This window comes from Photorhabdus sp. RM322S, from assembly GCF_042879395.1.
Lineage (GTDB): Bacteria > Pseudomonadota > Gammaproteobacteria > Enterobacterales > Enterobacteriaceae > Photorhabdus > Photorhabdus khanii.
In genome coordinates this window covers 130,418-153,890 of the sequence record NZ_JBHFKW010000007.1, presented here as the reverse complement: position 1 = coordinate 153,890, position 23,473 = coordinate 130,418, and the positions used below count along the sequence as shown (strand labels likewise).

Genomic DNA, 23,473 nt, shown 5'->3' with positions numbered 1-23,473 from the left:
GCATCAACCTTCATTATAGATATCCAGATTTTCAATTTCGTTCTGATTATTCAATGTCATTTCATCGTCTTTACGTAAATTTTCCAGATAATAGAGATAAGTCTGGTCAATGTCTTTGGTAACATAAATGCCATTGAATACTGAACATTCAAACTCTTCAATATCCGGGTTTTCTTCACGAACGGCATCAATCAGATCCGTTAAATCCTGGAATATCAACGCATCTGCACCAATGAGCTGGCGAATTTCATCAACTTCACGTCCATGAGCGATCAATTCATTTGCATTTGGCATATCAATGCCATAAACATTCGGGAAACGCACTTCCGGGGCCGCAGAAGCAAAATAAACCCTCTTCGCTCCCGCTTCACGGGCCATTTCAACAATTTGTTCTGATGTTGTACCACGAACAATAGAATCATCCACCAGCAGCACATTTTTATCGCGGAATTCCGCACGATTAGCATTCAGTTTACGGCGGACTGATTTCCGACGCTCCTGTTGACCCGGCATAATAAATGTCCGACCAACATAACGGTTTTTCACAAACCCCTGACGGTAGGGTTTACCCAGTATACGGGCAATTTCTAGCGCAATATCGCAGGAAGTTTCAGGAATAGGAATAACCACATCAATATGCAGGTCTTCCCATTCACGGGCAATTTTCGTCCCCAGCTTATGCCCCATCCGCACACGGGCGTTATAAACCGAAATCTTATCAATAAAAGAGTCTGGACGGGCAAAATAGACAAATTCAAACAAACAGGGGGTCAGAGAAGGATTTTCAGCGCACTGGCAGGTAAATAACTGGCCTTTCTCAGTGATATAAACCGCTTCACCCGATGCAACATCCCGCAGGAATTCAAAACCCAGGGTATCCAATGCAACACTTTCAGAAGCGACCATATATTCATTACTGCCATCATTCAAAGTACGCTTGCCTAACACCAACGGACGTATACCATGTGGATCACGGAAAGCAACTAACCCATGACCGATAATCATCGCAATACAGGCATAAGCACCACGAACCTGTTTATGCATTGCCGCTACCGCGGCAAAAATATTGTCAGGCTCCAACGGATAATACTGGAAACGATCCAATTCATTAGCAAAAATATTGAGCAAAATCTCGGAATCTGACGTGGTATTCACATGGCGACGGGCATTTTCAAACAACATTCTTTTTAATTCATGCGCATTCGTCAAATTACCATTGTGTGTCAATGTAATACCAAATGGAGAGTTCACATAAAACGGCTGGGCTTCCGATGCACTGGAGCTGCCCGCAGTCGGATAGCGAACATGACCAATCCCAATCGTTCCCTGTAAACGCAGCATATGCCGGGTTTCAAACACATCTCTCACTAAACCATTGGCTTTGCGTAAACGAAACCCATTGTTACCATCAATAGTAGCAATGCCAGCAGCATCTTGCCCACGGTGCTGAAGCACCGTCAACGCATCATAAATCGACTGGTTAACCGGTGTAAAACCGACGATACCAACAATACCGCACATGTAGTTTTTCCTCATCAGCCAAGCGGAGAGGTATATTTCTCCGGCAGGAAACTTGACGCATTTTGCAGGTAGTCAAAGAACCACCTGATGATATGACTGAACTGTGGGATCAATTGTGACTGCTTCCAGTCATCACTTTGAGACAATGGTGTGAATGTATCCAGAAAAAACAGAATAGCAGCGACAATCAGCACACCACGCAATGCCCCAAAGCAGACTCCCAGTACCCGATCAGTACCCGACAATCCAGTCCGTTGCACAAGAGAACCTATCACATAGTTCACCACAGAACCGACAATCAACGTCGCAATAAACAGAAGCGCAATAGCGATTCCGTTACGCACCAGTTCATCTTCAAAACGGGTAAAATAGACCGCTAAGTAAGAGTAGAAGTGGCTTGCCACAAAGAAAGCACATCCCCAGGTGACCAGTGACAACGCCTCACGAATAAACCCACGAATCAGGCTAACTAATGCCGAGAAACCAATAATGGCAATAATAACGTAATCAATCCAAACCATATTTTAATTCCAAAATAGACGCCCCGGCATCCGTTTCAGGCGCATTTTAACAGAAAACGAAAACGTTTGCGTAGCAGATTTCCTATTCCACTGAAAATAATTAGCGGCGATATAGGAAACTCATTATCGCCGCGGTCACTTAATATTTATTACTTAATTTCATCACAATTATCCTATTCGTCACATAGGCACCGTCAGCTTTATTACGGTCTATAACTTCTTACCTGACCTTGTAATCCTGTCAGATTTTTCAGTTCTGATAACGCCGAATCGAGTTGCTGTTTAGACGCATTCGGGCCGACATATATTCTGGTTAACTGCCCGTGCACCGGAGATGAAGGTACTGTATAGACCTGATAACCCGACAAACGCAGCCTGGCAACAATTTCATCCACCTTTCCTGCATTTTTCAAAGCACCCAGTTGTACGATATAAGCTTGCCCTTGCGGTGCTTTTTCAACCGGTTTAACTTCAGGTTTCGGTTCTGGTTTAATCTCTGGTTTAGCCGGGACCGGCTGCTTAACGTCCGGTTTTTGTTCAGGTTTAATCTGTGGTTGAGGCTTAACTTCTGGCTGAACAGCAGGAGGCGCTATCGGTGCAGGCGACGGTGGAATTGTCACCAATGGTATTTCCGGCTGCTCCAGAGTTTCCGGCAGCAATACCTCTGTCTCATCTTCCAGAGGCATGGATAATATTGGCGAATTAAGGGGAGGAATAGATTCAATTTCTTGCTCATCCCCAGGCTTAGGAACCAAGGGAATTGATGCAAACTTATCTTCGTTATATTTCTTGTTGCCGTCCAACAATGCAGGCAACACAATAACACCCAGTGCTACCAATACAATTGTACCGACCAAACGATTTTGAAATTTACTTGCCACTTCGCTTCTCCCTGTCCAGAGCCTCCACGACATACGCTACTGTGTGGAATGAACCACAAACGACAACAATATCCTGTTCATCAGCGTCTGCCATTGCCTGATACCAGGCATTTTCCACATCAGTAAATACCCGTGGTTGTTCAAGATGTTGAGCCAGTGCCTGTGCATCTGCGCCACGCGGTTCAGTCAACGGAGCACAATACCACTCATTAATTTGCTGTGACAGGCAAGCCAGTGTGCCGGCAATATCTTTATCACCAAGCATACCCACTACACCCAGAATTTTGCTGCCCGGTTGACGGGGCAACAGGGCTAATTTCTGCACCAGATAAGCGGCTGCGTGTGGGTTATGCGCCACATCCAGAATTAACAACGGCTTTTCATGAACTATTTGGAAACGCCCAGGCAACTGCGCATTTTGCAACCCCTGATGGATGGCATTTTCATTAATAGCCTGACTGACTTTATCCCCTTGTCGTAACAGGCAACAAATAACACCCATTGCGGTTGCAGCATTCATCAAAGGAACATTTGGCAAAGGCAGATTACTAAATAGCCTATCATCAGATTGCCAGTGCCAATCTTTCTCCTGTTGAGAAAATCGCCAGTCAATACCACAGCGGAACAACTTGGCCCCCAATTCATCGGCGACTTCTGCAATAGAAGATGGCATATCCGGCTCACCAACTACGGCAAAACGATCTTTGCGGAAAATACCCGCTTTCTCACGACCAATATGTTCGCGATCAGCCCCCAACCAATCAATATGATCGAGCGCAATACTGGTAACGGCTGCAATATCGGCATCCACAATATTAGTCGCATCCAGCCGTCCACCTAAGCCGACTTCTAAGATGACGACATCCAGACAAGCTTCTTTAAACAGTTGCAGAGCCGCTAATGTGCCATATTCAAAATGAGTCAGTGAAATATCACCACGACGGGATTCAATATCCGCAAATACACGACAGAACGCCTGTTCAGGTAACTCTTTACCCTGAATACGGACTCTTTCGGTATAACGTACAAGATGCGGTGAGCTGTAAACGCCCACTCTCAACCCAGCCGCCAACAGAACAGCTTCGATAGTGCAACAAGTGGTACCTTTACCATTCGTACCGGATACGGTTATCACCTTAGGCGCGGGATTAACCAATTCCAAGGTTCGGGCAAGTTTACCCACACGTTCAAGCCCCATATCAATTTTAGTATGCAGTTTTTCAAGATAGGAAAGCCACGTCGTCAGTGACGACGTGGCTTGAGGAATTTGCAAAGTGTCAGACATCTTCTTTATTAGTACTTATTTGAATATTCGCATCAACATCAGCGGGTTCTGCCACAAATTCAGCAACAATGGGTTTAGTACCAGGTTGCGGCTGATGAGTCAGTTTAGCAAGCAAACTGGCAAGTGTGTCTCGTATTTCAGGGCGACGAACAATCATGTCAATCGCCCCCTTTTCCAACAAAAACTCACTGCGCTGGAAACCTTGCGGCAATTTCTCACGTACTGTCTGCTCAATAACACGTGGCCCGGCAAAGCCAATCAATGCCTTCGGTTCAGCAATATTGATATCACCCAACATTGCCAGACTCGCTGAAACACCGCCCATTGTCGGATCAGTCATCACAGAGATGTAAGGCAAACCACGCTCCTGCATTTTTGCCAAAGCAGCACTGGTTTTCGCCATCTGCATCAGTGACATCAGCGCTTCTTGCATACGGGCGCCACCACTGGAAGAAAAACAGATCAGAGGGCAATTGTCTTCCAGTGCCTGTTCCACCGCACGAACAAAACGGGCACCAACAACAGAAGCCATTGAACCACCCATAAACGCAAATTCAAAAGCAGCAACAACAACCGGCATACCACTCAACGTGCCTTTCATCACGATCAGTGCGTCTTTCTCTTCAGTTTGCTTTTGTGCTGCCGATATACGGTCTTTATACTTTTTAGAATCGCGGAATTTCAGAATATCTTTTGGCTCTAATTCCGCCCCTAATTCAGTTTTTGTCCCTTCATCAAGAAGAGTCTCCAACCGGGTACGCGCTGAAATACGCATGTGATGATCACATTTAGGGCAAACCTCAAGATTGCGCTCTAACTCAGCACGGTAGAGCACCTGACTGCAACTATCACATTTAGTCCAAACCCCTTCAGGGATATTTGCCTTACGAGTTTGGGTAATGTTGCTTTTATTAAGAATTTTTTCAATCCAGCTCATTGAATGATCTTTCCGTCTGAATCTGGCTTATGCCAGTTTTGTTATGTGTGCCATTAAACCACAATGCTATTACAGTGTGGATAAAAAACTGCTCAAACCTGTTACGGGTTATTGGTTTTCTGTTTCATCGCCGCACGGCGGTGACGCCAGATTTCAATCACTCCAGGCAGGATTGAGATAAAGATGATAGCAACAATCAACAGTTTCAAATTCTGTTGTACCATTGACATATCACCGAATATATAACCAGCATAGGTGAATAACAGTACCCAAACCAGTGCGCCAATCACGTTATAAGCAGCAAAATGACGATAAGACATTTTCCCCATGCCTGCAACGAATGGTGCAAATGTTCTGATAATGGGTACAAATCGCGCTAAAATAATGGCTTTCCCACCATGTTTTTCATAAAACTCATGTGTTTTATCCAGATAACTCCGGCGGAAAATTTTCGAATCCGGATTGGTAAATAATCTTTCGCCAAAGACACGGCCAATAGCATAGTTCACCGCATCGCCAATAATAGCCGCAATAATCATCAATATCACCATGATATGCACATTCAGATCATTGGAATCCAACGCCGCTAAAGCACCCGCAACAAATAAAAGCGAATCTCCCGGCAGAAATGGAGTCACCACCAACCCTGTTTCACAAAACAGAATCAGGAACAGAATGCCATATATCCAATGACCATATTGTGCGACAAGTTCCGCTAAGTGCATGTCAATATGGAGAATAAAATCAATAATAAATTTAGTAAAATCAACGAAATGAGTCAGAAATTCCATAATATTCCCCGTTATACCAAAACATCCTTGTCAGCAACCAAAATGTTAAATCAGATCATCTGCCAGAAACAGAGGCCCCATAACCGATCCCGGCAAACCAAACTGCGCTGGATAATCAACGGCAACCAGATATAATCCTGCCGCTTTGGCCGTCGCAGCGGCTTTTGTCCGGTCTTTTACCGCAAGCAATTGAGCCATCCAGTTAATATCCTGATTCCCACAACCAATTTCCATCAGGCTACCGACAATATTACGCACCATATGATGCACAAAAGCGTTGGCTTTAATATCTATTACGACGTAATACCCGTAACGGTTGACATTAATATGCATCACATTACGCCAGGGTGTTTTGGATTGGCATTGAACCGCACGGAAAGAGGTAAAATCATTTTCCCCCAACAAACACTGCGCGGCCTGATGCATCCGCTTTTCATCCAATGGATAATGAAAATGTGTCACGCCACAGGCCAGTACTGCCGGACGATAACGATGATTAAAAATAATATAACGATACCGCCGGGCAGTCGCGCTGAAACGGGCATGGAAATCCTCATTCACGGTTTTTACCCAACGAACAGCAATATCCGGTGGTAAATGTGCGTTCACTCCCATTGTCCACGCCGCATCCTTGCGCTGCACAGACGTTTCAAAATGAACGACTTGCCCTGTTGCATGTACTCCAGCATCGGTCCGGCCGGCACAAAATACCGATATGGGTTCATTAGCGACTTTTGATAACGCTTCCTCAAGACACCCCTGAACACTTTTCACTTCCTGCTGGCGCTGCCAACCATAATACCGGCTGCCATCGTACTCAATGCCCAATGCAATTTTCATTTTTGAACCTGGCACAGATGCTGTTTGTTCTGTACCAAACATCAGTAAAATTGCTCCTGAATCAGTTTTTCCGCAGTCTCAACCGCCATCAGCGCACCACCAAACCGAATATTGTCGGCTACAGACCAGAATTGTAATACTTCCGGCATACCATAATCATTACGCAGACAGCCAATACTCAACAAATCATTACCAGATGCGTCTGTCACCGGAGTCGGATAATCGCCTTCATCAGAAACATGAATATCAACCATCCGCTCTAACTCTTCACGGGCTTCTTCCACACCAACCGGGCGCAATGTTTCCAAATGGACTACCTGAGCATTACCATAAAAAACCGAAGACTGAACGCAACTGACTGAGATCGGCAGCCCCTCATCCTGTAAAATTTTGCGTATCTGATCCACAAGACAGCGCTCTTCACGCACCGAGCCTTCGGCATCTGCCAGCAACGGTAAAAGATTAAATGCCAATTGCTTGCTAAAACGACCTGGCTCGGGTGGGATACCGTTAAGTAAACGAGCGCTCTGACCGGCTAATTCATCAACCGCCGCTTTGCCGTGAATGGAGGCAGAGAGCAAATTAGTCAAATGTAAGCGTGCAATTCCTGCGGCGTCAACCAACGGTTTAATTGCTGTCAGCACCTGACTGGTCATGCAATCTGCCAAGGCGACAATATTACGGTTACGATAATCCGCCAACGCATGAGGATTCACACCCGGGACAACCAGGGGAACATCCGGCTCCATAGCAAATAATCCGCTGCTATCGAGCACCAGACAACCTGCTTCTGCCGCTTGTTCAGCATACTGTGCCGTAGCTTCTGTTCCGGCCACAAAAAAAGCGAGTTGCACCTGTGACCAGTCAAAATCAGCAACATCACGGACAATTAAACTTTTACCATTAAAACGCAGGTTTTCACCGGCACTATGTTCACTGGCAAGAGGATACAGTTCACCAACGGGAAACTGACGCTCCTGTAATAACGCCAGTATCGCTTCACCTACCGCGCCTGTCGCACCCAACAGGGCAATATTCCATCCTTCCGACATGTTGGTTTTCTCCACCTTATCTTTCTGATATGCAGGCATATTTCTGCACGAATTAAATCAGTTCTGTACTGAAACCAAGAGCGGCTAACAACTCAGCACTCTCTCTGTTATCACAACATACAGTTAGGGATGACCATTCCCGACGTTCCAGATAGTTTTTGCGCAGAAGATCGAATTGCCCTTTCTGACCGGCAACCTGCCGTAACGGGGTATCATCGCGGCGCACATCATACACTAAATGTATCAATCGCTTTAATGTGCTTTGAGTCACATTTCCATGCAGAGTGACCCGGCTGAAATCAGGCTCAGGCAACAGCTCAGATAAGGCAACTTTACGGGGTTGATCAAGGAATCCACAATAAGCCTCAAATACCTGTGTAGTGCCGCGTGCCTTACCTTCGAGGGTATAACCCGCGATATGCGGAGTACCTATATCGACTAATTCCAGCAATGGCAGGGATAAATCAGGTTCTGGTTCCCAAACATCCAGCACAACACTGAGTTTTTTACCACGCGTCAACTCGGCAAGCAGGGCCTGATTATCAACAACTTCACCCCGGCTGGCGTTAATCAATATGCGGTTATCCGGCAAAGCCGACAATAATTCAGTACCCGCCAGATGAAGTGTTTTATATGGGCCTGATTTACTCAGTGGCGTATGGAATGTCAGAATATCCGCCTCTTTGACCAGTTTCTCCAATGGCCAAAATTCACCGGCATCACCTCTTTCAGCTCTTGGCGGATCACATAAGAGTGTCCGTATACCAAGGGTAGATAACCGCTCTGCCAGCCGGCCACCGACATTACCGACACCAATGATCCCCACAACTTTATCTTTGAGTTCAAAATTGTCACGTTCAGCCAGTAACATTAATGCGGAGAAAACATATTCAACCACAGCAATGGCATTGCATCCCGGCGCAGCAGAAAACCCGATTCCCGCCTGAGATAACCACTGTTGATCCACATGGTCCGTACCCGCGGTTGCCGTACCGATAAATTTTACCGTGCTGCCTTTCAGCAATTCTTCATTAACTTGAGTCACCGAGCGAACCATAAACGCATCCGCGTCATCCAGTGCTCCTTCCGGCACCGGGCGCCCAGAAATAGCGTGTACATCCCCTAATTGCTGAAACAGTTGTTCAGCATAAGGCATATTTTCATCAACCAGAATCTTCACTTCATTCCATCCTGTGGCATAAAACGGACGTAGCCGGCTATTTTGCCATTTAATCGTAATAAAACCCATCACGACGGTTTCTTTTATTGTTAGCCTTTTCTGAAACGCTCCGGTGTCGTACCCGCCAGTTGCTGAAACATCGCAATAAAAGCAGAAGATGAGCTGTAACCTACATCAAACGCGACTTCATTAACGGTTTTCCCTTGTTCCAGCAAAGAAATAGCATGGATAAACCGCAGCCGTTGCCGCCACTCACTAAATGATATGCCTAATTCTTGCCGGCAACGCCGTGACAAAGTACGTTCTGAGGTATAACGCTGTTTTGCCCATTGTGCCAATGACGTATTATCAGCCGGATTGCGTTCAAGTTCCTGTAATATCGGTGCTAAAAGTTTATCTTTAGATAAAGGCAGATAGGTATGCTGAACAGGAGACTGAATGAGTTGATCAATCAGCACTTGAGCCAGCCGTAAATCCTGTTCTGTTTCCGGTATTTTTAATTTACGTTCAAAACAATCAGCCATAATCGTATTGAATATTGAGCTAAGACGAATAATACAAGGAGCATCCGGCAATAATTTCCCCCACTCAGGAGAGATATCTATTGCCCTGAATCTCATGGATTTTCTACTATATCCCGAATGCTCTATTCCTTCCGGTATCCAGACACAGAATTGCGTCGGCGCTAAGAAATGTTGTCCCCCAGCATTCATTGCCATTACACCACAGACGACATAAATAAGTTGCCCGAATGGATGGGTATGACGTAAACACTCGGTGTCCGCACTGAATAATTCGCTACGAAAAGAAATACTCGCCGGAATATCCATACGCTTTACAGGGATATGAAGTTTTTCTGCCATATTGTCTCAATTGCCTTATCCATTGTCTGATTATCGTTATATATAATAAATCAGACACCATTAGACTAAACACTCATTTTTATCTCAATGCGACTCATCTATATGAATATGATTTTCCCGCTTCTGGCAGTCCTGATTTGGTCAATTAATGCCGTGGTGAGTAAAGCCTCCGCTACAGCAATTGATCCAGCTGCAATCTCTTTTTATCGCTGGTTCCTGGCCTTTCTCGCATTAACTCCCTTTGTTGTGCTGCCTGTTATTCGCCAATGGAAAACAATCTGTCAATATTGGTGGAAGTTATTAATTCTTGGTGCACTTGGTATGGTACTTTACCAAAGCCTGGCCTATTACGCTGCACACAGTATCAGTGCAACATTTATGGGAATTTTTAGCTCATTGATTCCTCTTTTGACTGTTGTCATCAGTATATTTGTTTTACGTGTTGTCCCCACTGTTGGTATTGCTCTTGGTACTGTGCTATCGCTGTTTGGTTTAGTCTGGTTAGTCAGTACCGGTGATCCCATGTCATTGTTGCAACACGGTTTAGGCCGCGGTGAATTAATGATGTTGATTGCTTCCACCTCCTACGCACTCTATGGCGTATTAACCAAACACTGGTCTATTCCATTGCCAAACTGGCAATCCCTGTATGTGCAGATTACTTTTGGTGTCCTGTTATTACTGCCAAATTTCTTGTTGACCGACGATGTTCAATTGAATGCCAACAATATCTCGTTAGTCTTATTCGCCGGTATTCCCGCCTCTATCCTTGCCCCTTATTTATGGATACAAGGTGTCATAAAACTTGGTGCTAATACTACTGCCATATTTATGAATTTGACGCCAATATTTACAACGATTATCGCTATTCTGGTTCTGCACGAAAAAATTCACAGTTACCATCTGATCGGTGGCGGCATAACACTATTAGGTGTCGTACTGGCACAACAATTACGTGCTCCTCTTTTTGGCCGTAAAACAGAAAAACCGCAGAAAACTAATCATCAGAAAGCCTGAAAGGAATTCTTACTAATAAGCCGCCCAGTGTTTCACTGGGCAGTAATTGTGGATGAGTACCATGATAAAGACTAATGTCTTTTACCAGAGCTAATCCCAGCCCTGCCCCTTCATGCCCCGCAGCATTATCAAGACGATTAAAAGCCATCAGTGACAAATTGACTTCTTCTTCAGCAATCCCCGGCCCACTGTCATCCACTTCCAAATAACAATATGTCTTACAAGGGCTGAGAATAATTCTGGAAGTCACCATTCCGCCCTCCGGCGTATATTTAATTGCATTGTCTAATAAGTTGGCGCACATTTCTGTCAGTAATACAGGTTCGCCTTTTATCCACTGAGTATTTTCTCCTTCATAACCCAAATCAATATATTTACTTTCAGCCTGTTGCAAACGAGAAAAACATGCCTGTTGCAACAATTCGACTAAATTGACCGGCTTATAATCTTGAACCGCTTCCTTTTCATGCGCTTTTAAACGAGAGAGTTGTAATAAACGGTCTGTCAGAGAAATCGTATTATCCAACGTACTATCAATAGCCCGCAAGCTCTCTTTCCATTGTTCGGGAGCTTGGCTGGCAAGTGCGACCGCCACCTGGGTTTTCAATACCGTTAATGGTGTTCTGAGTTGATGAGAAGCATCCGCACTGAATCTTTTCTGTCGGCTAACCATCAGTTTCAGCCGCTCTATATAGCGGTTAAGTGCATGTAATAACGGAGAAAGTTCTGACCACGGCAACATATCCGGTAACGGAGTCAGATCATTAGCGGGGCGACGAACCATGACACCAGAAAGTTTATGTAGTGGTTTTAGTAATTGCTTCAACAGAAAATAAGCCAGAATCAGCGTCAGCCCGACAACGGCTCCCTGACTCAGCAAAGAAGATATTAATAATTGTTGCGCAAAGTAATAACGAGAAGCCACCGTTTCAGCAACCAGTATTAACGCCATTCCCATCATTCCACCTTCATTGATCGGCTGATAAAATGCAGCAACCCGAATAGGCTGCCCATGATATTCCGCATCATAAAAATAGACCAACGCAGTGTATAAATTGGAACGCGGTGTATATCCAGGTATCAATGGCAAATCGTCATAACCAGAAATTGTTTTCCCTTCAGGAGATAACACCTGATAGAACAGCCGATCATTCATATTTCGCTCAAAACTATCCAGAACCACATAAGGCACATCAACAATTAACTGCTTATTCTTAACTGTCAACCGTTCCGCCACGGTTCGGGCTGATGCCAGTAAAGTACGATCATAAGCCAATGTAGCCGCATTTTTTGCACTGAAATAATGGGTATAAACAGATAGACCGCCTAACAAAAACAGCGGAACGCCAAAAAACAAGAGTAACTGATGAAACAGTGACTTCGGCACTTTGAATAATTTCATCCGTTCTGGCACTCCAGACGATAACCTAATCCCCGTAATGTACTGATCCCTACACTGCTACCTGATAGTTTTTTCCGAACCCGATGTACATAAAGTTCAATACTTTGTGGATTCGCCTCATCTGACAGTGCAAATACTTGTTCAAAGAGCTGTTGTTTAGAAACCGGCCTTCCCCGACGATGGAACAGTGTTGTCAAAACAGAGAGTTCCCGCGGTGTCAAAGCCAGTGGCTCATCGCCCAAAATAAAATAACCTTCATCCTGATAAACCAGGGAGCCAAATGTCGGAGTCTCCTGAGAAATATTTGCACTACGCCGAAGTAATGCCCGGATACGCGCTTCTAATTCCTGTAAATCAAAAGGTTTAGTCAAATAATCATCAGCGCCAGAATTAAGCCCTTTGACCCGATCAGAAACATCAGCCTTAGCCGTCAATAATAATACCGGCAGATTTTGTCCCCGCTTACGCAAACGAACTAACAGAGAAAGGCCATCCAACCTTGGCAAAGAAACATCCAGAATCAACAATGCATAATTTTCTGTCTGCAATAATTGATCGGCAACGATGCCATCACTGGCAACATCTACAGCAAACCCTGCACTACTCAGTGCTTTTTGCAGCCAATGCAATAATTCAGGGTGGTCTTCCACTAATAGTAAGCGCATTTTAAATATATCTCATTGATTTTAATAATTATAATAAAGAATGTTATTCCATATTATCTTGTAGGTTATCCGGCTTATAATTTGCTGCTTTTCTTATCGTTGAAAACTGATAATAGAGATAATGAGTGGACACATTTGCAACCGCTGGCTAAACAACACAGGTCACCGCGTTAACATTAAAAAATTGGACGATACCGGGTATCACCACACGAAGGTGCGAAGAAAGAACCTGACTCGTTACACCCAGCGTTTCTGATAATTCACCGGTTCTCGATTCTGTTGATACCATCATGAGATAAATTCCATAATAAACCCGACAAAGTGGGTTTATTAAGTTGGTAACTATAAAAAATAAAGAGAGTTGGTTATCCCTATAATCCAAGTTCAGAATGCGAACCAAGGCGAACAAGCCGTAATGTGCTCTCGTCAGGTTTTTGGTAAATCAATATAAGGTCAGGCTTAATATGACAATCTCGGAAATCCTTCCAATCTCCAGTAAGCGCGTGATCACAGTATTTTGACTCCAGTGGATTATCCAAGGCTAATTCATTGATAACCAACATCATAGCATCGTCAAGAATAGCACGATGTTTACCCTTTTTTTCTCTTTTATAATCGCGTTTAAATTGACTTGTGTATTCAGTCGTTCGCATTGAGATCAGCCATTAAATCTTTGACAGTGGAGAATGATTTTCCACTCCCTTTACGAGCTTCTTTCATTGCTGCGATTGTAGTTTCGTTCGGAACTAATGGTTCAAACGGTAATACTTTTTCTCTTGCAACTCGTGTTAGCATCATACGAACAGCATCTGACACAGTGAGTCCCATAGCAGCGAGAACCGCAGCAGCCTCTGCTTTGATTTCACCATCAATACGGGTTTGTACTAGTTGATTTGCAGCCATAATAAGCCTCCTTGTTGAACTACAATGTAATTCAGAAGATGTTTAGCATCAATATACACATGAGGAATATTTAAGCAAAGGCACAAAAAAGCTACCATCAGGTGACCTCGCATCAATTAGTGTCGTACATCAACATCGCCATTAATCTTCAGGTGCCGTTCTTATCCTAAGTTCTATAGAGAATTTTTAGCATTAAACGCCATTCATTTCGGAATATAGGTGCTATAATTTTCATAACTCAGTCCAACGAGTGATTTGTAATTTTTTGCGATTATTCAGATCGCAAAAACCAGATTAAGTTCCTTTCGAGTGATCTACTGTTTTGAAACGCTATTTAAGCCAGAAAAGCGAAATAATCCCTCATATAGGAGAAGTCACATGCCACACATTGAGCCAGATGAAACACAAAAATGTACCATTTGTTTAGAAAATAACGACAAGCCCTTTTACCAACTCAGTTGTAATCACGGCAGCCCCGAAAGCCATCCAATGCACACAGAATGTTTAAAGCAATTCTTCCAATCTCAAGTTGACTCAAATAGTGTCCCTGGAATAGCTTACGTGACATGCCCTTGCTGCCGACAAAATCCAGTACCGCTTAACATCGATGAAATTATGCGCTCCTAGCAATCAATTAAATTAAGTATGAAGATGTAAAGCCATTAAACAGCCGCCCATAATGCGGCTGTTTCGATTAGGATTTTTGCTTTATATCTTCATCCACATTAGGCGCAAGTTACGGCTATTTTTACCAAAAACCACACCACCTTCGAACAATTTCTCTTTGAGTTGCCTAACACCAAACAAAGCAACATCAGCACCACGACAAACTTACAACAAACCAAAACAAAAAAGAAAGTCTGTCGCCATTTGTTAACTCATTAATGCGAAACGCTACGCAAATTAAGCGATTGAAATCACATATCAACAACTTTTCTTGTTAATGAAAGGTAAATGAAAGGTTTTGTTATTATCAATTAAGTCAACCAGATCTGTTTTATGGTGGCTATATCTTACACGGGTATCAATGGAACAATTAAATGAAAACTATAATAATCAAAATGTTAGCGGCAACCGTTTTATTATTTAGCGCAAGCAGTGTTTTTGCTGCCGACGCACCTAGCAGAACTGAATGTATTGCCCCGGCAAAACCGGGTGGCGGGTTTGATCTGACCTGCAAGCTGGTACAGGTTTCATTGCTGGATACGAAAGAGATCAGTAAACCTATGCGTGTCACCTTTATGCCCGGCGGTGTTGGTGCTGTCGCTTACAACGCTATCGTGGCACAGCGGCCTGCTGAAGCGGGAACTATCGTTGCCTTTTCCGGTGGCTCTTTGCTCAATTTGTCTCAAGGAAAATTTGGCCGCTACAACGTTAATGATGTTCGCTGGCTGGCAAGTGTTGGCACTGATTTTGGCATGATTGCTGTCCGTGCTGATTCTCCTTATAAAACCTTGAATGATTTGATGAATGCTTTCAAAGACAATCCCACCAGCATTGTGTTTGGTGCCGGCGCTTCTATCGGCAGTCAAGACTGGATGAAAACAGCACTGCTGGCAAAAGAGGTTGGTATTGATCCTCACAAAATGCGTTATGTCGCTTTTGAGGGAGGTGGTGAACCGGTCACTGCTCTGCTGGGTAATCATATTCAGGCTGTCTCCGGCGATCTGAGCGAGATGGTGCCTTACCTGAATGGAGACAAAATCCGTGTTTTGGCTGTTTATGCCGATAAACGGCTGGAAGGTGATTTAGCCAATATCCCTACCGCCAAAGAGCAAGGCTATGACCTGGTATGGCCGATTATCCGCGGATTTTACATGGGACCAAAAGTCTCCGATGAAGCGTATCAGTGGTGGGTTGATACTTTTAATAAATTACAACAAACAGATGCTTTTAAAAAGCAGCGTGATATCCGTGGATTGTTCGAATTCAATATGACCGGCAAGGAACTGGACAGCTATGTGAAAAAACAGGTTGAACAGTATCGTGAACAAGCCAAAGCTTTCGGCTTAGCCAAATAACAGGGCAATTATCATGAGCGATCGTATCTTCGCGGCTGTCTGGTTAGTACTCTGTACCATCGGTATGGTTATTGGTTGGGGGATCCAGAGTGAATACACTTATGAACCCCTGGGGCCCAGACCTTTTCCGATGATTATTCTGTCTTTGATGGCTCTCTGTGCTTTATTACTGCTCTTCAAAAAACCAGAACAGAACAACTGGCCTGACGCATCGGTTATTCGTCGCCTGATGATACTGATTGTCTCTTTGGTTATTTATGGCTGGGCATTTGAATGGCTGGGTTTTCCTCTGGCTACCGCTCTGCTGACATTCAGTGTCGCTCTGTTATTTAACGCGACACTGCCTGCCGCAATCATTTCCGGGGTGTTCCTTGGCGTCACGCTCTACTTCGCCTTTGACCGCTTACTCGATGTAACCCTGCCTCTCGGCAACTGGCTCAACTGACGGAGAATCTTATGGAAACCTGGATGTATCTCAGTCAGGGTTTTGAAGTTGCAATGGTGCCACAAAACCTGATTATTGCTTTAATTGGCTGTTTTGTCGGTACGATTGTTGGCCTGTTACCGGGGCTTGGGCCGATTAATGGTGTTGCGATTCTTCTGCCACTGGCTTTTGCGTTAAAACTGCCTGCTGAATCGGCTCTGATCTTATTAGCAACTGTTTATATCGGCTGTGAATATGGTGGGCGTATATCGTCGATTCTGCTGAATGTTCCCGGCGATGCCGCCGCCATTATGACCGCACTGGATGGTTATCCGATGGCGAAACAAGGGCGTGCAGGTGTGGCGTTATCTATTTCCGCGGTCAGTTCTTTCTGTGGTTCTTTGCTGTCAATTTTCGGCATTATTTTGTTTGCTCCATTACTGGCGCAGTGGTCATTGGCTTTCGGCCCTGCTGAATATTTTGCACTAATGGTTTTTGCTATTGCCTGTCTGGGTAGCATGATGAGTCAGAATCCGCTGAAATCACTATTAGCGGCACTGATAGGATTGGGTCTGGCAACTGTCGGAGTAGACGCCAACACCGGGGTTTACCGTTTTACTTTCGACAACGTTCATCTGTCAGATGGTATTCAGTTTATCGTTGTAGTAATAGGACTGTTCTCTGTCAGCGAAATTCTGCTGATGCTAGAGAATACATCAACCGGCCAAACTATTATCCGCAAAACAGGCCGTTTGTTGTTTAACCGCAAGGAAGCGGCTGAATGCGCCATGCCAACGATCAGGTCATCTTTTATCGGTTTCTTTGTCGGTATTTTGCCAGGTGCAGGGGCAACAATTGCCAGCGCAATTACCTATATGACCGAGAAAAAGATCAGTGGAAATAGCGATTCATTTGGTAAAGGTGATATTCGTGGCGTTGCGGCACCGGAAGCGGCTAACAACGCTTCGGCCTGTGGCTCCTTTATTCCAATGCTAACATTGGGAGTTCCAGGTTCAGGCACTACTGCCGTTATGATGGGTGCATTAACGCTCTATAACATTACGCCGGGTCCGGGAATGTTTACTGAACAACCGGATATTGTTTGGGGACTAATTGCAGCATTGCTGATTGCCAACGTTATCCTGCTCATCATGAATATCCCAATGATAGGTCTGTTCACCCGAATGTTAACTATTCCGTTATGGTTCCTTGTCCCTGCCATTGCTACCGTTTCGGCCGTTGGTGTATATGCTGTACACAGTACTACATTCGATCTTCTGTTGATGATAGGTCTAGGCGTTTTTGGTTATATTCTAAGGAAAATGAATTTCCCCATGTCGCCATTAATTCTCGGTTTCGTATTAGGAGAGATGTTGGAACAAAACTTACGTCGCGCACTTTCCATTAGTAATGGAGAATTTGGTATTCTGTGGAACAGCACGATTGCTCAGAGTTTATTGATATTGGCTGTATTGGTTCTGATTATTCCTCCACTATTACGCATCATCCGTAAACGTCGTATTCAGCAAATGGTTACTGAAACTAAAGCCTAATAAACAAAAGCCCATAATTATCATCGAAAAATTATGGGCTTTTATCACTGGAGAGATAAAAATACAATTCACATTAATGTTATATCTCACGAAAATTAACACTCTGAAAAACAGGATTTAATTTATATCTAACCTAAACTTTGGTGAATCTCCAATTTTCATCGAACCCATGATTTAAAACTCTCGACTCACTGTTAAATAATCACTAAATGATACCGAGCATTAATATCATTAACAATTGCCGATACAATAAAAATATTTCTATTGTCTTGCTTATTTAAGTAGGTAAATTTTAAAATTAAATCTTTTCCAACCCCATATATTCTGAAGGACTCTCTTCCGAGTATGTGATTAGTAGGCTCAAGAAATAGAATAATGGCGATACGGACAGTGCACAGAAACAGGAGTGTACTTGTTGGTACACGAGGTTGACTCGTTTCACTCACCCTGGTCGCCTAAAATGCGCCAAAAGTTATTGCTTTTATCTGAGCACTGTCCAAACCTGATAAGGAGAATTACCCCAAATACTTGCTCATCACCAGGGAAGCATTCGTACCACCAAAACCAAAACTGTTGGACATTACTGTATTCAACTTTTGTTCGGTAGGTTTCGTAATGATATTCATGCCCGCCGCTTTATCATCAAGATCTTCAATATTAATACTCGGTGCAATAAAACTATGTTCTAACATCAGCAGGCTATAAATCGCTTCATGTACACCGGCTGCACCCAGTGAATGGCCTGTCATCGCTTTTGTTGCAGAAATTGCAGGTGTTGTATCACCAAATACTTCCCTGATAGCCTCTAACTCTTTCAAATCCCCCGCCGGAGTGGAAGTACCATGCGTATTCACATAGTCAATAGAACCTTTCACACCTTGCAACGCCATATGCATACAACGAACTGCCCCTTCACCGGATGGAACCACCATATCTGCACCATCAGATGTTGCACCATACCCAACAATTTCAGCGTATATGTGTGCGCCGCGTGCTAATGCATGCTCCAATTCTTCAACAACAACGATACCGCCACCGCCGGCAATAACAAAACCATCACGGTTTTTATCATAAGTACGGGAAGCTTGTTCAGGCGTTTCGTTATATTTCGTTGAAAGTGCACCCATTGCATCAAATTCACAACTCATTTCCCAGCATAGCTCTTCACCACCGCCGGCAAAAACAACATCCTGTTTTCCTAACTGAATAAGTTCAGCCGCATGACCAATACAATGAGCCGAGGTAGAACAAGCAGAACTGATAGAGTAGTTTACCCCTTTGATTTTAAAAGGGGTTGCAAGGCAAGCTGACACACCGGAAGCCATTGCACGGGTCACCATATAAGGCCCCACACCACGCAAACCACGAGAACGCATACCATCAGCGGCAGCCACCTGGCTATGTGGAGAACCGCCACCGGAACCCACAACTAATCCACTACGAATATTAGAAACCTGATCATCAGTCAGGCCAGAATCTTTAATTGCTTCATCCATCGCCAGATAAGCATAAACAGAAGCATCACTCATGAAACGCTGAATTTTTCGGTCTATTAACCCTGTAGTATCCAGTTTTACATTACCCCAGACGTGACTTCTCATTTTCATCTCTTTGAATTCTTCGGAAAAAGTTATCCCGGAGCGGCCTTCTTTCAGAGATGCCTGTACTTCTTTCTGGTTATTACCAATGCTGGAGACAATACCCAATCCAGTGATCACTGCACGCTTCATTAAATACCTCATTAAATATGTTTATTCTGCCGGATCTCTATCAATCTAACAGCACTTTAGCGTACACTTGTACGCCGAACAAGTCCGATCAGGATAAAATTACGAAGAAAAATTCATCCATCGAAAGATCCCAATATATTTTCTGGTCAAAACAACAACTAACCTACATAGAACGTGGCAGAAACTATTCAGATAGCAATGGATGACAATAAATTTCAGACTCTCAACGCAAAACACCTGAATTTATCAAGTATCTAAATCAATGATTAAAAGTTTAATTTATATAGAGACAACTATGTCTATTATTTTTATTACGTTTTCTTATAATTAGAAACGAGTTTAATAATAGCCGCTATAACCATGAATAGAATTTTTATGAAAAGATACGAACCTTATGTTATCTTACTAAGAGAATTACTTAAATTCTCCAAACTTACAGTAACAAACGTTTTAAAATAGAAAATTTTCTGACTTTATTAGTAATAAAGTCATTATTCACACATAAAATGATTGTAATTATATCATACAAAAATGGTCGATTCATTGTAAGACCTAAGTGAGTTAGAGCACTTCTACCCACTAACTTTATGGGGGTTAATAATGAGAGGACTGGGTTATCTTCTATTAAGCATTGGTATTGTATGGATATTAGTGGCTTTTAATATGGATATAAATATTTCATCACAATACGGCAACAAAATTAACAATATTAGACTGGTTTTGTCACAACAGAACCATATCCTAATTGGAGCATTCATCACACTTTATGGGCTAATTATGATTATATCCAGCAAAAATCAGCGGTTATTGGAGTCTATATACAAGAGACACAATAAGGATATTTCTGGATTAAATTCAGAAAAAACATTCATACGAGTACCTATACCAAATTCAGATTACCTAAAGCAGGCTAATAATCACCACCATTACGATTTTATCGATAAGGATTCAAATATCCGTAAAAAAAGAGTAGCTGAATTTTGTAAGTTATGCTCATCTTATATTGAAGAAGTCAATCGCAAAAACGGTGATAAAGCAGCCGCCAAGCGAAAAGTAATATCAATGATTGATATGATTTCCTCACACTTAAAGGAAACACAATCAAAGGAATTTAAAAAGCTGTGTGAATTTTATATTCCCTTATAAACTTAAAGCCCGCGTTGTTGAACTGCACCCCAAAAGTTGGATACTAACTGATTAAGGTGCAATTTTTCAGACAATATTCTTTTTCTCATTGATTTGTTTTCAATTTCATGTTGGTAGTTAATGAACTTTGATTAATGTCATTTTAAAAAGCTGCACTCATAGTTAAATCCGCCTCCGTTTTTTATATAAAAGCTTTAATATCTCTGTTTTCGTTATTTTAAATAGTCATGGAAGGATAATTAAATGTAAAATAAACAGAGTGTAGAATCGCTGATAAATAAATTAAATATAGTTGAGTAAACACAAAGTAGGATCCCATCCCGAATTTTATGATGGGCAGGTTTTAAACTATTATTAAAAGCCATTTTTTAACCTCTGATTTCAATCAATATAATAAGGTTTTAACCGTTATTTTCACTACTTTTAACACCTGGTTTTATTAAGTTTAATCATCATGGTATATTGTATTTTACATTTCAACATTAATCATATTCGCTTTTTATCTTTACTGATACTGTTTTACTGGCAATTCTTCTCCTGTCAGGTGGCACATCAAGCTTAACATCGCTAAAATCACGTGATTATCAGTAACATTACAGGCATTACCGTGAAAAACTCTGCCATCTGTACCGCAACCCTGAGTTGGAATGATCAGGGTACTCCGGTTTCAGCTCAATTCGACGACGTTTATTTTTCAAATCAGGATGGGCTGGAAGAAACCCGTTATGTGTTCCTTAACGGTAACCACTTTCCCCAACGATTCCGCACTCATTCCCGTACCAACTGTGTCATAGCAGAAACTGGCTTCGGAACAGGCTTAAGTTTTTTGACACTATGGCAATCATTTGATGCATTTCGGCAACAAAATCCTGATGCCCCGTTGAAACGTCTGCATTTCATTAGTTTCGAGAAATACCCACTGAAAACCTGTGACTTACGGGCAGCCCATCAACGCTGGCCTGAGCTTGGCATTTTTTCGCAACAGCTCTGCCAGCAATGGCCTCAACCGTTGGCAGGCTGCCACCGACTAATTATGGCAAATGGAACGGTCACACTGGATTTATGGTTTGGTGACGTCAATGATCTGTTGCCAACAATGGATTCCAGCCTTTACGGTAAAATAGATGCCTGGTTTTTAGATGGCTTCGCGCCTGCAAAAAACCCACAAATGTGGAGTGAACAACTGTTTGCCGCAATGGCGCAATTTGCCCGCCCAGAAGGAACTTTTGCCACCTTCACTTCTGCCGGTATCGTCCGTCGTGGTTTACAACAAGCGGGTTTTACTGTCAGTAAAGTAAAAGGATTTGGTCGCAAAAGAGAAATGCTGACCGGGGTTCTGGCAACACAGAAATCTCAATCGTTGCCCACACCGTGGTTTGCCCGTCCAGCGGCAAGCCACACAAATGATATCGCGATTATCGGCGGTGGTATTGCCGGTATTCTCACCGCTCTTGCACTACTGAGTCGTGGCGCGCAAGTTACGCTTTATTGTCAGGATGAATTTCCGGCACAAGGTGCATCCGGTAATCGTCAGGGAGCGCTCTACCCGCTACTTAACGGTAATAGTAATGGGCTCGAAAAATTCTTTACATCTGCATTTACTTTTGCCCGCCGTCAGTATGATCAGCTATCAGCTCAGGGAATTCATTTTGACCATCAATGGTGTGGTGTCAGTCAACTTGCTTATGATGAAAAAAGCCGTAGGAAAATTGAAAAAATTCTGGCAACAGAATGGCCGGATGAAATCGCTATTGGTATGAACCGCCACCAATTGAGTGAAGAATGTGGACTGGATATTAATCACCACGGTATTCACTATCCACAAGGCGGGTGGCTATGCCCGGCCGAATTGACCAGAGCAGCAACAGAATTAGCACAACAGCAAGGGATGCTCTGTTTCTTCAATCATGAAATTACCACTCTTGACCATAGCGAAAATGGTTGGCAACTGCATTTGATGCATCAAGGGCAACGATTAAACACGCATCATAAAACGGTCGTGATTGCCAACGGTCATCATCTGCCCCAGTTTAAACAAACCGAAAAATTGCCGGTTACTGCCGTTCGTGGTCAAGTCAGTCATATTCCAACCACAACAGAGCTAAGTAAATTGAACAATGTGCTTTGCTATGATGGCTATTTGACACCTGCTAATCCAACCAATCAGTACCACTGCATCGGGGCCAGTTATCAGCGCCATCGGCTTGATAACGAATATTCTGAAACAGAGCAACAAGAGAATCGTGATCGATTACTAAAATGTTTACCTGATGCCGGATGGGTAAATCAGGTTGATATTTCTGCCGGAAAATCTCGCCAAGGTATTCGCTGTGTTATTCGCGACCATATGCCCATGGTGGGAAATGCGCCGAATCTCAATGAAATAATGGCAAATTATCAGGATCTATCAGAAAAAATCCGCACAGGGAACCCTGTCGCAGATGCCTCCTGTTATTCCAATCTGTTTGTTATTGGAGCATTAGGTTCCCGTGGGTTATGCTCTGCCCCACTCAGTGCAGAAATCCTTGCAGGGCAAATCTTTGATGAACCATTGCCACTGGATAATGAAACACTGGCAGCCCTTCATCCAAACCGTTTTTGGATCAGAAAGCTACTGAAAGGCCGCGAAGTTAAAACCGAAAAACCATAAGGAATTGTACCGCTCAGGAATTGATTAACAGGAAACTTCGTGCTCGTTCTTGAATGGAAGGAAACAGCCAGGGCTGATTTGTTGGCGATTA

The 23,473-nt window shown here is 43.3% G+C and carries 22 protein-coding genes; 6 read left to right on the top strand and 16 right to left on the bottom strand.

Annotation, left to right across the window (positions count from 1 at the left end):
- Window positions 1-3: 3 nt before the first annotated feature.
- From purF to ACGF63_RS06915, 10 genes are all read right to left on the bottom strand, one after another.
- Entirely contained in the window at window positions 4-1,521 is a 1,518-nt protein-coding gene (gene purF, locus ACGF63_RS06960; protein ID WP_036843232.1) for an amidophosphoribosyltransferase, read from the bottom strand.
- A gap of 14 nt (window positions 1,522-1,535) precedes the next feature.
- Entirely contained in the window at window positions 1,536-2,042 is a 507-nt protein-coding gene (gene cvpA / locus ACGF63_RS06955; RefSeq protein WP_023044970.1) for a colicin V production protein, read from the bottom strand.
- A gap of 203 nt (window positions 2,043-2,245) precedes the next feature.
- Complete coding sequence (dedD, locus tag ACGF63_RS06950) at window positions 2,246-2,923, bottom strand: cell division protein DedD (protein ID WP_162524107.1); 678 nt, start codon at window positions 2,921-2,923, stop codon at window positions 2,246-2,248.
- A complete protein-coding gene (gene folC / locus ACGF63_RS06945) occupies window positions 2,913-4,208 on the bottom strand; it encodes a bifunctional tetrahydrofolate synthase/dihydrofolate synthase (RefSeq protein ID WP_152962327.1) in 1,296 nt (431 codons plus the stop codon). Before folC ends, dedD begins: the two co-directional genes overlap by 11 nt.
- A complete protein-coding gene (gene accD, locus ACGF63_RS06940; RefSeq protein ID WP_152962328.1) occupies window positions 4,201-5,145 on the bottom strand; it encodes an acetyl-CoA carboxylase, carboxyltransferase subunit beta in 945 nt (314 codons plus the stop codon). Before accD ends, folC begins: the two co-directional genes overlap by 8 nt.
- Before the next feature lie 101 nt (window positions 5,146-5,246).
- Window positions 5,247-5,936 (bottom strand): DedA family protein, encoded by a 690-nt coding sequence (locus ACGF63_RS06935; RefSeq protein WP_036843225.1) that lies wholly within the window; start codon window positions 5,934-5,936, stop codon window positions 5,247-5,249.
- A 45-nt stretch (window positions 5,937-5,981) separates the two neighbouring features.
- Window positions 5,982-6,776, bottom strand: a complete 795-nt coding sequence (gene truA, locus ACGF63_RS06930; RefSeq protein ID WP_036843539.1) for a tRNA pseudouridine(38-40) synthase TruA — start codon at window positions 6,774-6,776, stop codon at window positions 5,982-5,984.
- A 41-nt stretch (window positions 6,777-6,817) separates the two neighbouring features.
- Complete coding sequence (locus ACGF63_RS06925) at window positions 6,818-7,828, bottom strand: aspartate-semialdehyde dehydrogenase (RefSeq protein ID WP_036843223.1); 1,011 nt, start codon at window positions 7,826-7,828, stop codon at window positions 6,818-6,820.
- Between the two features lie 52 nt (window positions 7,829-7,880).
- The gene (gene pdxB, locus ACGF63_RS06920) at window positions 7,881-9,008 is read right to left on the bottom strand and encodes a 4-phosphoerythronate dehydrogenase PdxB (RefSeq protein WP_036843538.1); all 1,128 of its coding nucleotides are present in this window, start codon (window positions 9,006-9,008) and stop codon (window positions 7,881-7,883) included.
- 89 nt (window positions 9,009-9,097) lie between these two features.
- Window positions 9,098-9,871: an AraC family transcriptional regulator gene (locus ACGF63_RS06915; RefSeq protein ID WP_152962329.1), complete on the bottom strand. Its 774-nt coding sequence runs from the start codon at window positions 9,869-9,871 to the stop codon at window positions 9,098-9,100.
- 102 nt (window positions 9,872-9,973) lie between these two features.
- On the opposite strand from ACGF63_RS06915, the gene ACGF63_RS06910 reads away from it, so the two are divergent.
- A complete protein-coding gene (locus ACGF63_RS06910; protein WP_036843220.1) occupies window positions 9,974-10,888 on the top strand; it encodes a DMT family transporter in 915 nt (304 codons plus the stop codon).
- Here the strand turns inward: ACGF63_RS06910 and ACGF63_RS06905 are convergent.
- From ACGF63_RS06905 to ACGF63_RS06885, 5 genes are all read right to left on the bottom strand, one after another.
- The gene (locus ACGF63_RS06905; RefSeq protein WP_152962330.1) at window positions 10,869-12,290 is read right to left on the bottom strand and encodes a sensor histidine kinase; all 1,422 of its coding nucleotides are present in this window, start codon (window positions 12,288-12,290) and stop codon (window positions 10,869-10,871) included. The two genes, ACGF63_RS06910 and ACGF63_RS06905, sit on opposite strands and share 20 nt — an antisense overlap.
- Window positions 12,287-12,955 (bottom strand): transcriptional regulator TctD, encoded by a 669-nt coding sequence (gene tctD / locus ACGF63_RS06900; protein ID WP_036843218.1) that lies wholly within the window; start codon window positions 12,953-12,955, stop codon window positions 12,287-12,289. The genes ACGF63_RS06905 and tctD overlap by 4 nt, the downstream gene beginning before the upstream one ends.
- A 148-nt stretch (window positions 12,956-13,103) precedes the next feature.
- Window positions 13,104-13,247, bottom strand: coding sequence for a hypothetical protein (locus ACGF63_RS06895; protein ID WP_192903178.1), 144 nt, complete (start codon window positions 13,245-13,247; stop codon window positions 13,104-13,106).
- 79 nt (window positions 13,248-13,326) lie between these two features.
- Entirely contained in the window at window positions 13,327-13,608 is a 282-nt protein-coding gene (locus ACGF63_RS06890) for a type II toxin-antitoxin system YafQ family toxin (protein ID WP_387629692.1), read from the bottom strand.
- Window positions 13,595-13,858, bottom strand: coding sequence for a type II toxin-antitoxin system RelB/DinJ family antitoxin (locus ACGF63_RS06885; RefSeq protein WP_132355103.1), 264 nt, complete (start codon window positions 13,856-13,858; stop codon window positions 13,595-13,597). The genes ACGF63_RS06890 and ACGF63_RS06885 overlap by 14 nt, the downstream gene beginning before the upstream one ends.
- A gap of 1,040 nt (window positions 13,859-14,898) precedes the next feature.
- Here ACGF63_RS06885 and ACGF63_RS06880 point away from each other — a divergent pair.
- The 3 genes from ACGF63_RS06880 to ACGF63_RS06870 are packed head-to-tail and all read left to right on the top strand — an operon-like array spanning window position 14,899 to window position 17,856.
- A complete protein-coding gene (locus ACGF63_RS06880; RefSeq protein ID WP_387629688.1) occupies window positions 14,899-15,879 on the top strand; it encodes a Bug family tripartite tricarboxylate transporter substrate binding protein in 981 nt (326 codons plus the stop codon).
- A gap of 13 nt (window positions 15,880-15,892) precedes the next feature.
- Window positions 15,893-16,324, top strand: coding sequence for a tripartite tricarboxylate transporter TctB family protein (locus ACGF63_RS06875; RefSeq protein WP_152962332.1), 432 nt, complete (start codon window positions 15,893-15,895; stop codon window positions 16,322-16,324).
- Window positions 16,325-16,335: 11 nt separating this feature from the next.
- Window positions 16,336-17,856 (top strand): tripartite tricarboxylate transporter permease, encoded by a 1,521-nt coding sequence (locus ACGF63_RS06870; RefSeq protein WP_036843213.1) that lies wholly within the window; start codon window positions 16,336-16,338, stop codon window positions 17,854-17,856.
- A gap of 515 nt (window positions 17,857-18,371) precedes the next feature.
- On the opposite strand, the gene fabB is transcribed toward ACGF63_RS06870, so the two are convergent.
- Window positions 18,372-19,586 (bottom strand): beta-ketoacyl-ACP synthase I, encoded by a 1,215-nt coding sequence (gene fabB / locus ACGF63_RS06865; protein ID WP_036843212.1) that lies wholly within the window; start codon window positions 19,584-19,586, stop codon window positions 18,372-18,374.
- Between the two features lie 600 nt (window positions 19,587-20,186).
- Here fabB and ACGF63_RS06860 point away from each other — a divergent pair.
- Window positions 20,187-20,732, top strand: coding sequence for a hypothetical protein (locus ACGF63_RS06860; RefSeq protein WP_051477120.1), 546 nt, complete (start codon window positions 20,187-20,189; stop codon window positions 20,730-20,732).
- Between the two features lie 607 nt (window positions 20,733-21,339).
- Window positions 21,340-23,382, top strand: a complete 2,043-nt coding sequence (gene mnmC / locus ACGF63_RS06855) for a bifunctional tRNA (5-methylaminomethyl-2-thiouridine)(34)-methyltransferase MnmD/FAD-dependent 5-carboxymethylaminomethyl-2-thiouridine(34) oxidoreductase MnmC (protein ID WP_387629682.1) — start codon at window positions 21,340-21,342, stop codon at window positions 23,380-23,382.
- Window positions 23,383-23,473 lie beyond the last annotated feature (91 nt).

Coding starts and splice junctions, on each gene's coding strand:
- purF (WP_036843232.1), bottom strand. CDS start 1,521: ATGTGCGGTATTGTTGGTATCGTCGGTTTTACACCGGTTAACCAGTCG.
- cvpA (WP_023044970.1), bottom strand. CDS start 2,042: ATGGTTTGGATTGATTACGTTATTATTGCCATTATTGGTTTCTCGGCA.
- folC (WP_152962327.1), bottom strand. CDS start 4,208: ATGTCTGACACTTTGCAAATTCCTCAAGCCACGTCGTCACTGACGACG.
- accD (WP_152962328.1), bottom strand. CDS start 5,145: ATGAGCTGGATTGAAAAAATTCTTAATAAAAGCAACATTACCCAAACT.
- ACGF63_RS06935 (WP_036843225.1), bottom strand. CDS start 5,936: ATGGAATTTCTGACTCATTTCGTTGATTTTACTAAATTTATTATTGAT.
- truA (WP_036843539.1), bottom strand. CDS start 6,776: ATGAAAATTGCATTGGGCATTGAGTACGATGGCAGCCGGTATTATGGT.
- ACGF63_RS06925 (WP_036843223.1), bottom strand. CDS start 7,828: ATGTCGGAAGGATGGAATATTGCCCTGTTGGGTGCGACAGGCGCGGTA.
- ACGF63_RS06915 (WP_152962329.1), bottom strand. CDS start 9,871: ATGGCAGAAAAACTTCATATCCCTGTAAAGCGTATGGATATTCCGGCG.
- ACGF63_RS06910 (WP_036843220.1), top strand. CDS start 9,974: ATGAATATGATTTTCCCGCTTCTGGCAGTCCTGATTTGGTCAATTAAT.
- ACGF63_RS06905 (WP_152962330.1), bottom strand. CDS start 12,290: ATGAAATTATTCAAAGTGCCGAAGTCACTGTTTCATCAGTTACTCTTG.
- tctD (WP_036843218.1), bottom strand. CDS start 12,955: ATGCGCTTACTATTAGTGGAAGACCACCCTGAATTATTGCATTGGCTG.
- ACGF63_RS06895 (WP_192903178.1), bottom strand. CDS start 13,247: ATGATGGTATCAACAGAATCGAGAACCGGTGAATTATCAGAAACGCTG.
- ACGF63_RS06890 (WP_387629692.1), bottom strand. CDS start 13,608: ATGCGAACGACTGAATACACAAGTCAATTTAAACGCGATTATAAAAGA.
- ACGF63_RS06885 (WP_132355103.1), bottom strand. CDS start 13,858: ATGGCTGCAAATCAACTAGTACAAACCCGTATTGATGGTGAAATCAAA.
- ACGF63_RS06880 (WP_387629688.1), top strand. CDS start 14,899: ATGAAAACTATAATAATCAAAATGTTAGCGGCAACCGTTTTATTATTT.
- ACGF63_RS06875 (WP_152962332.1), top strand. CDS start 15,893: ATGAGCGATCGTATCTTCGCGGCTGTCTGGTTAGTACTCTGTACCATC.
- ACGF63_RS06870 (WP_036843213.1), top strand. CDS start 16,336: ATGGAAACCTGGATGTATCTCAGTCAGGGTTTTGAAGTTGCAATGGTG.
- fabB (WP_036843212.1), bottom strand. CDS start 19,586: ATGAAGCGTGCAGTGATCACTGGATTGGGTATTGTCTCCAGCATTGGT.
- ACGF63_RS06860 (WP_051477120.1), top strand. CDS start 20,187: ATGAGAGGACTGGGTTATCTTCTATTAAGCATTGGTATTGTATGGATA.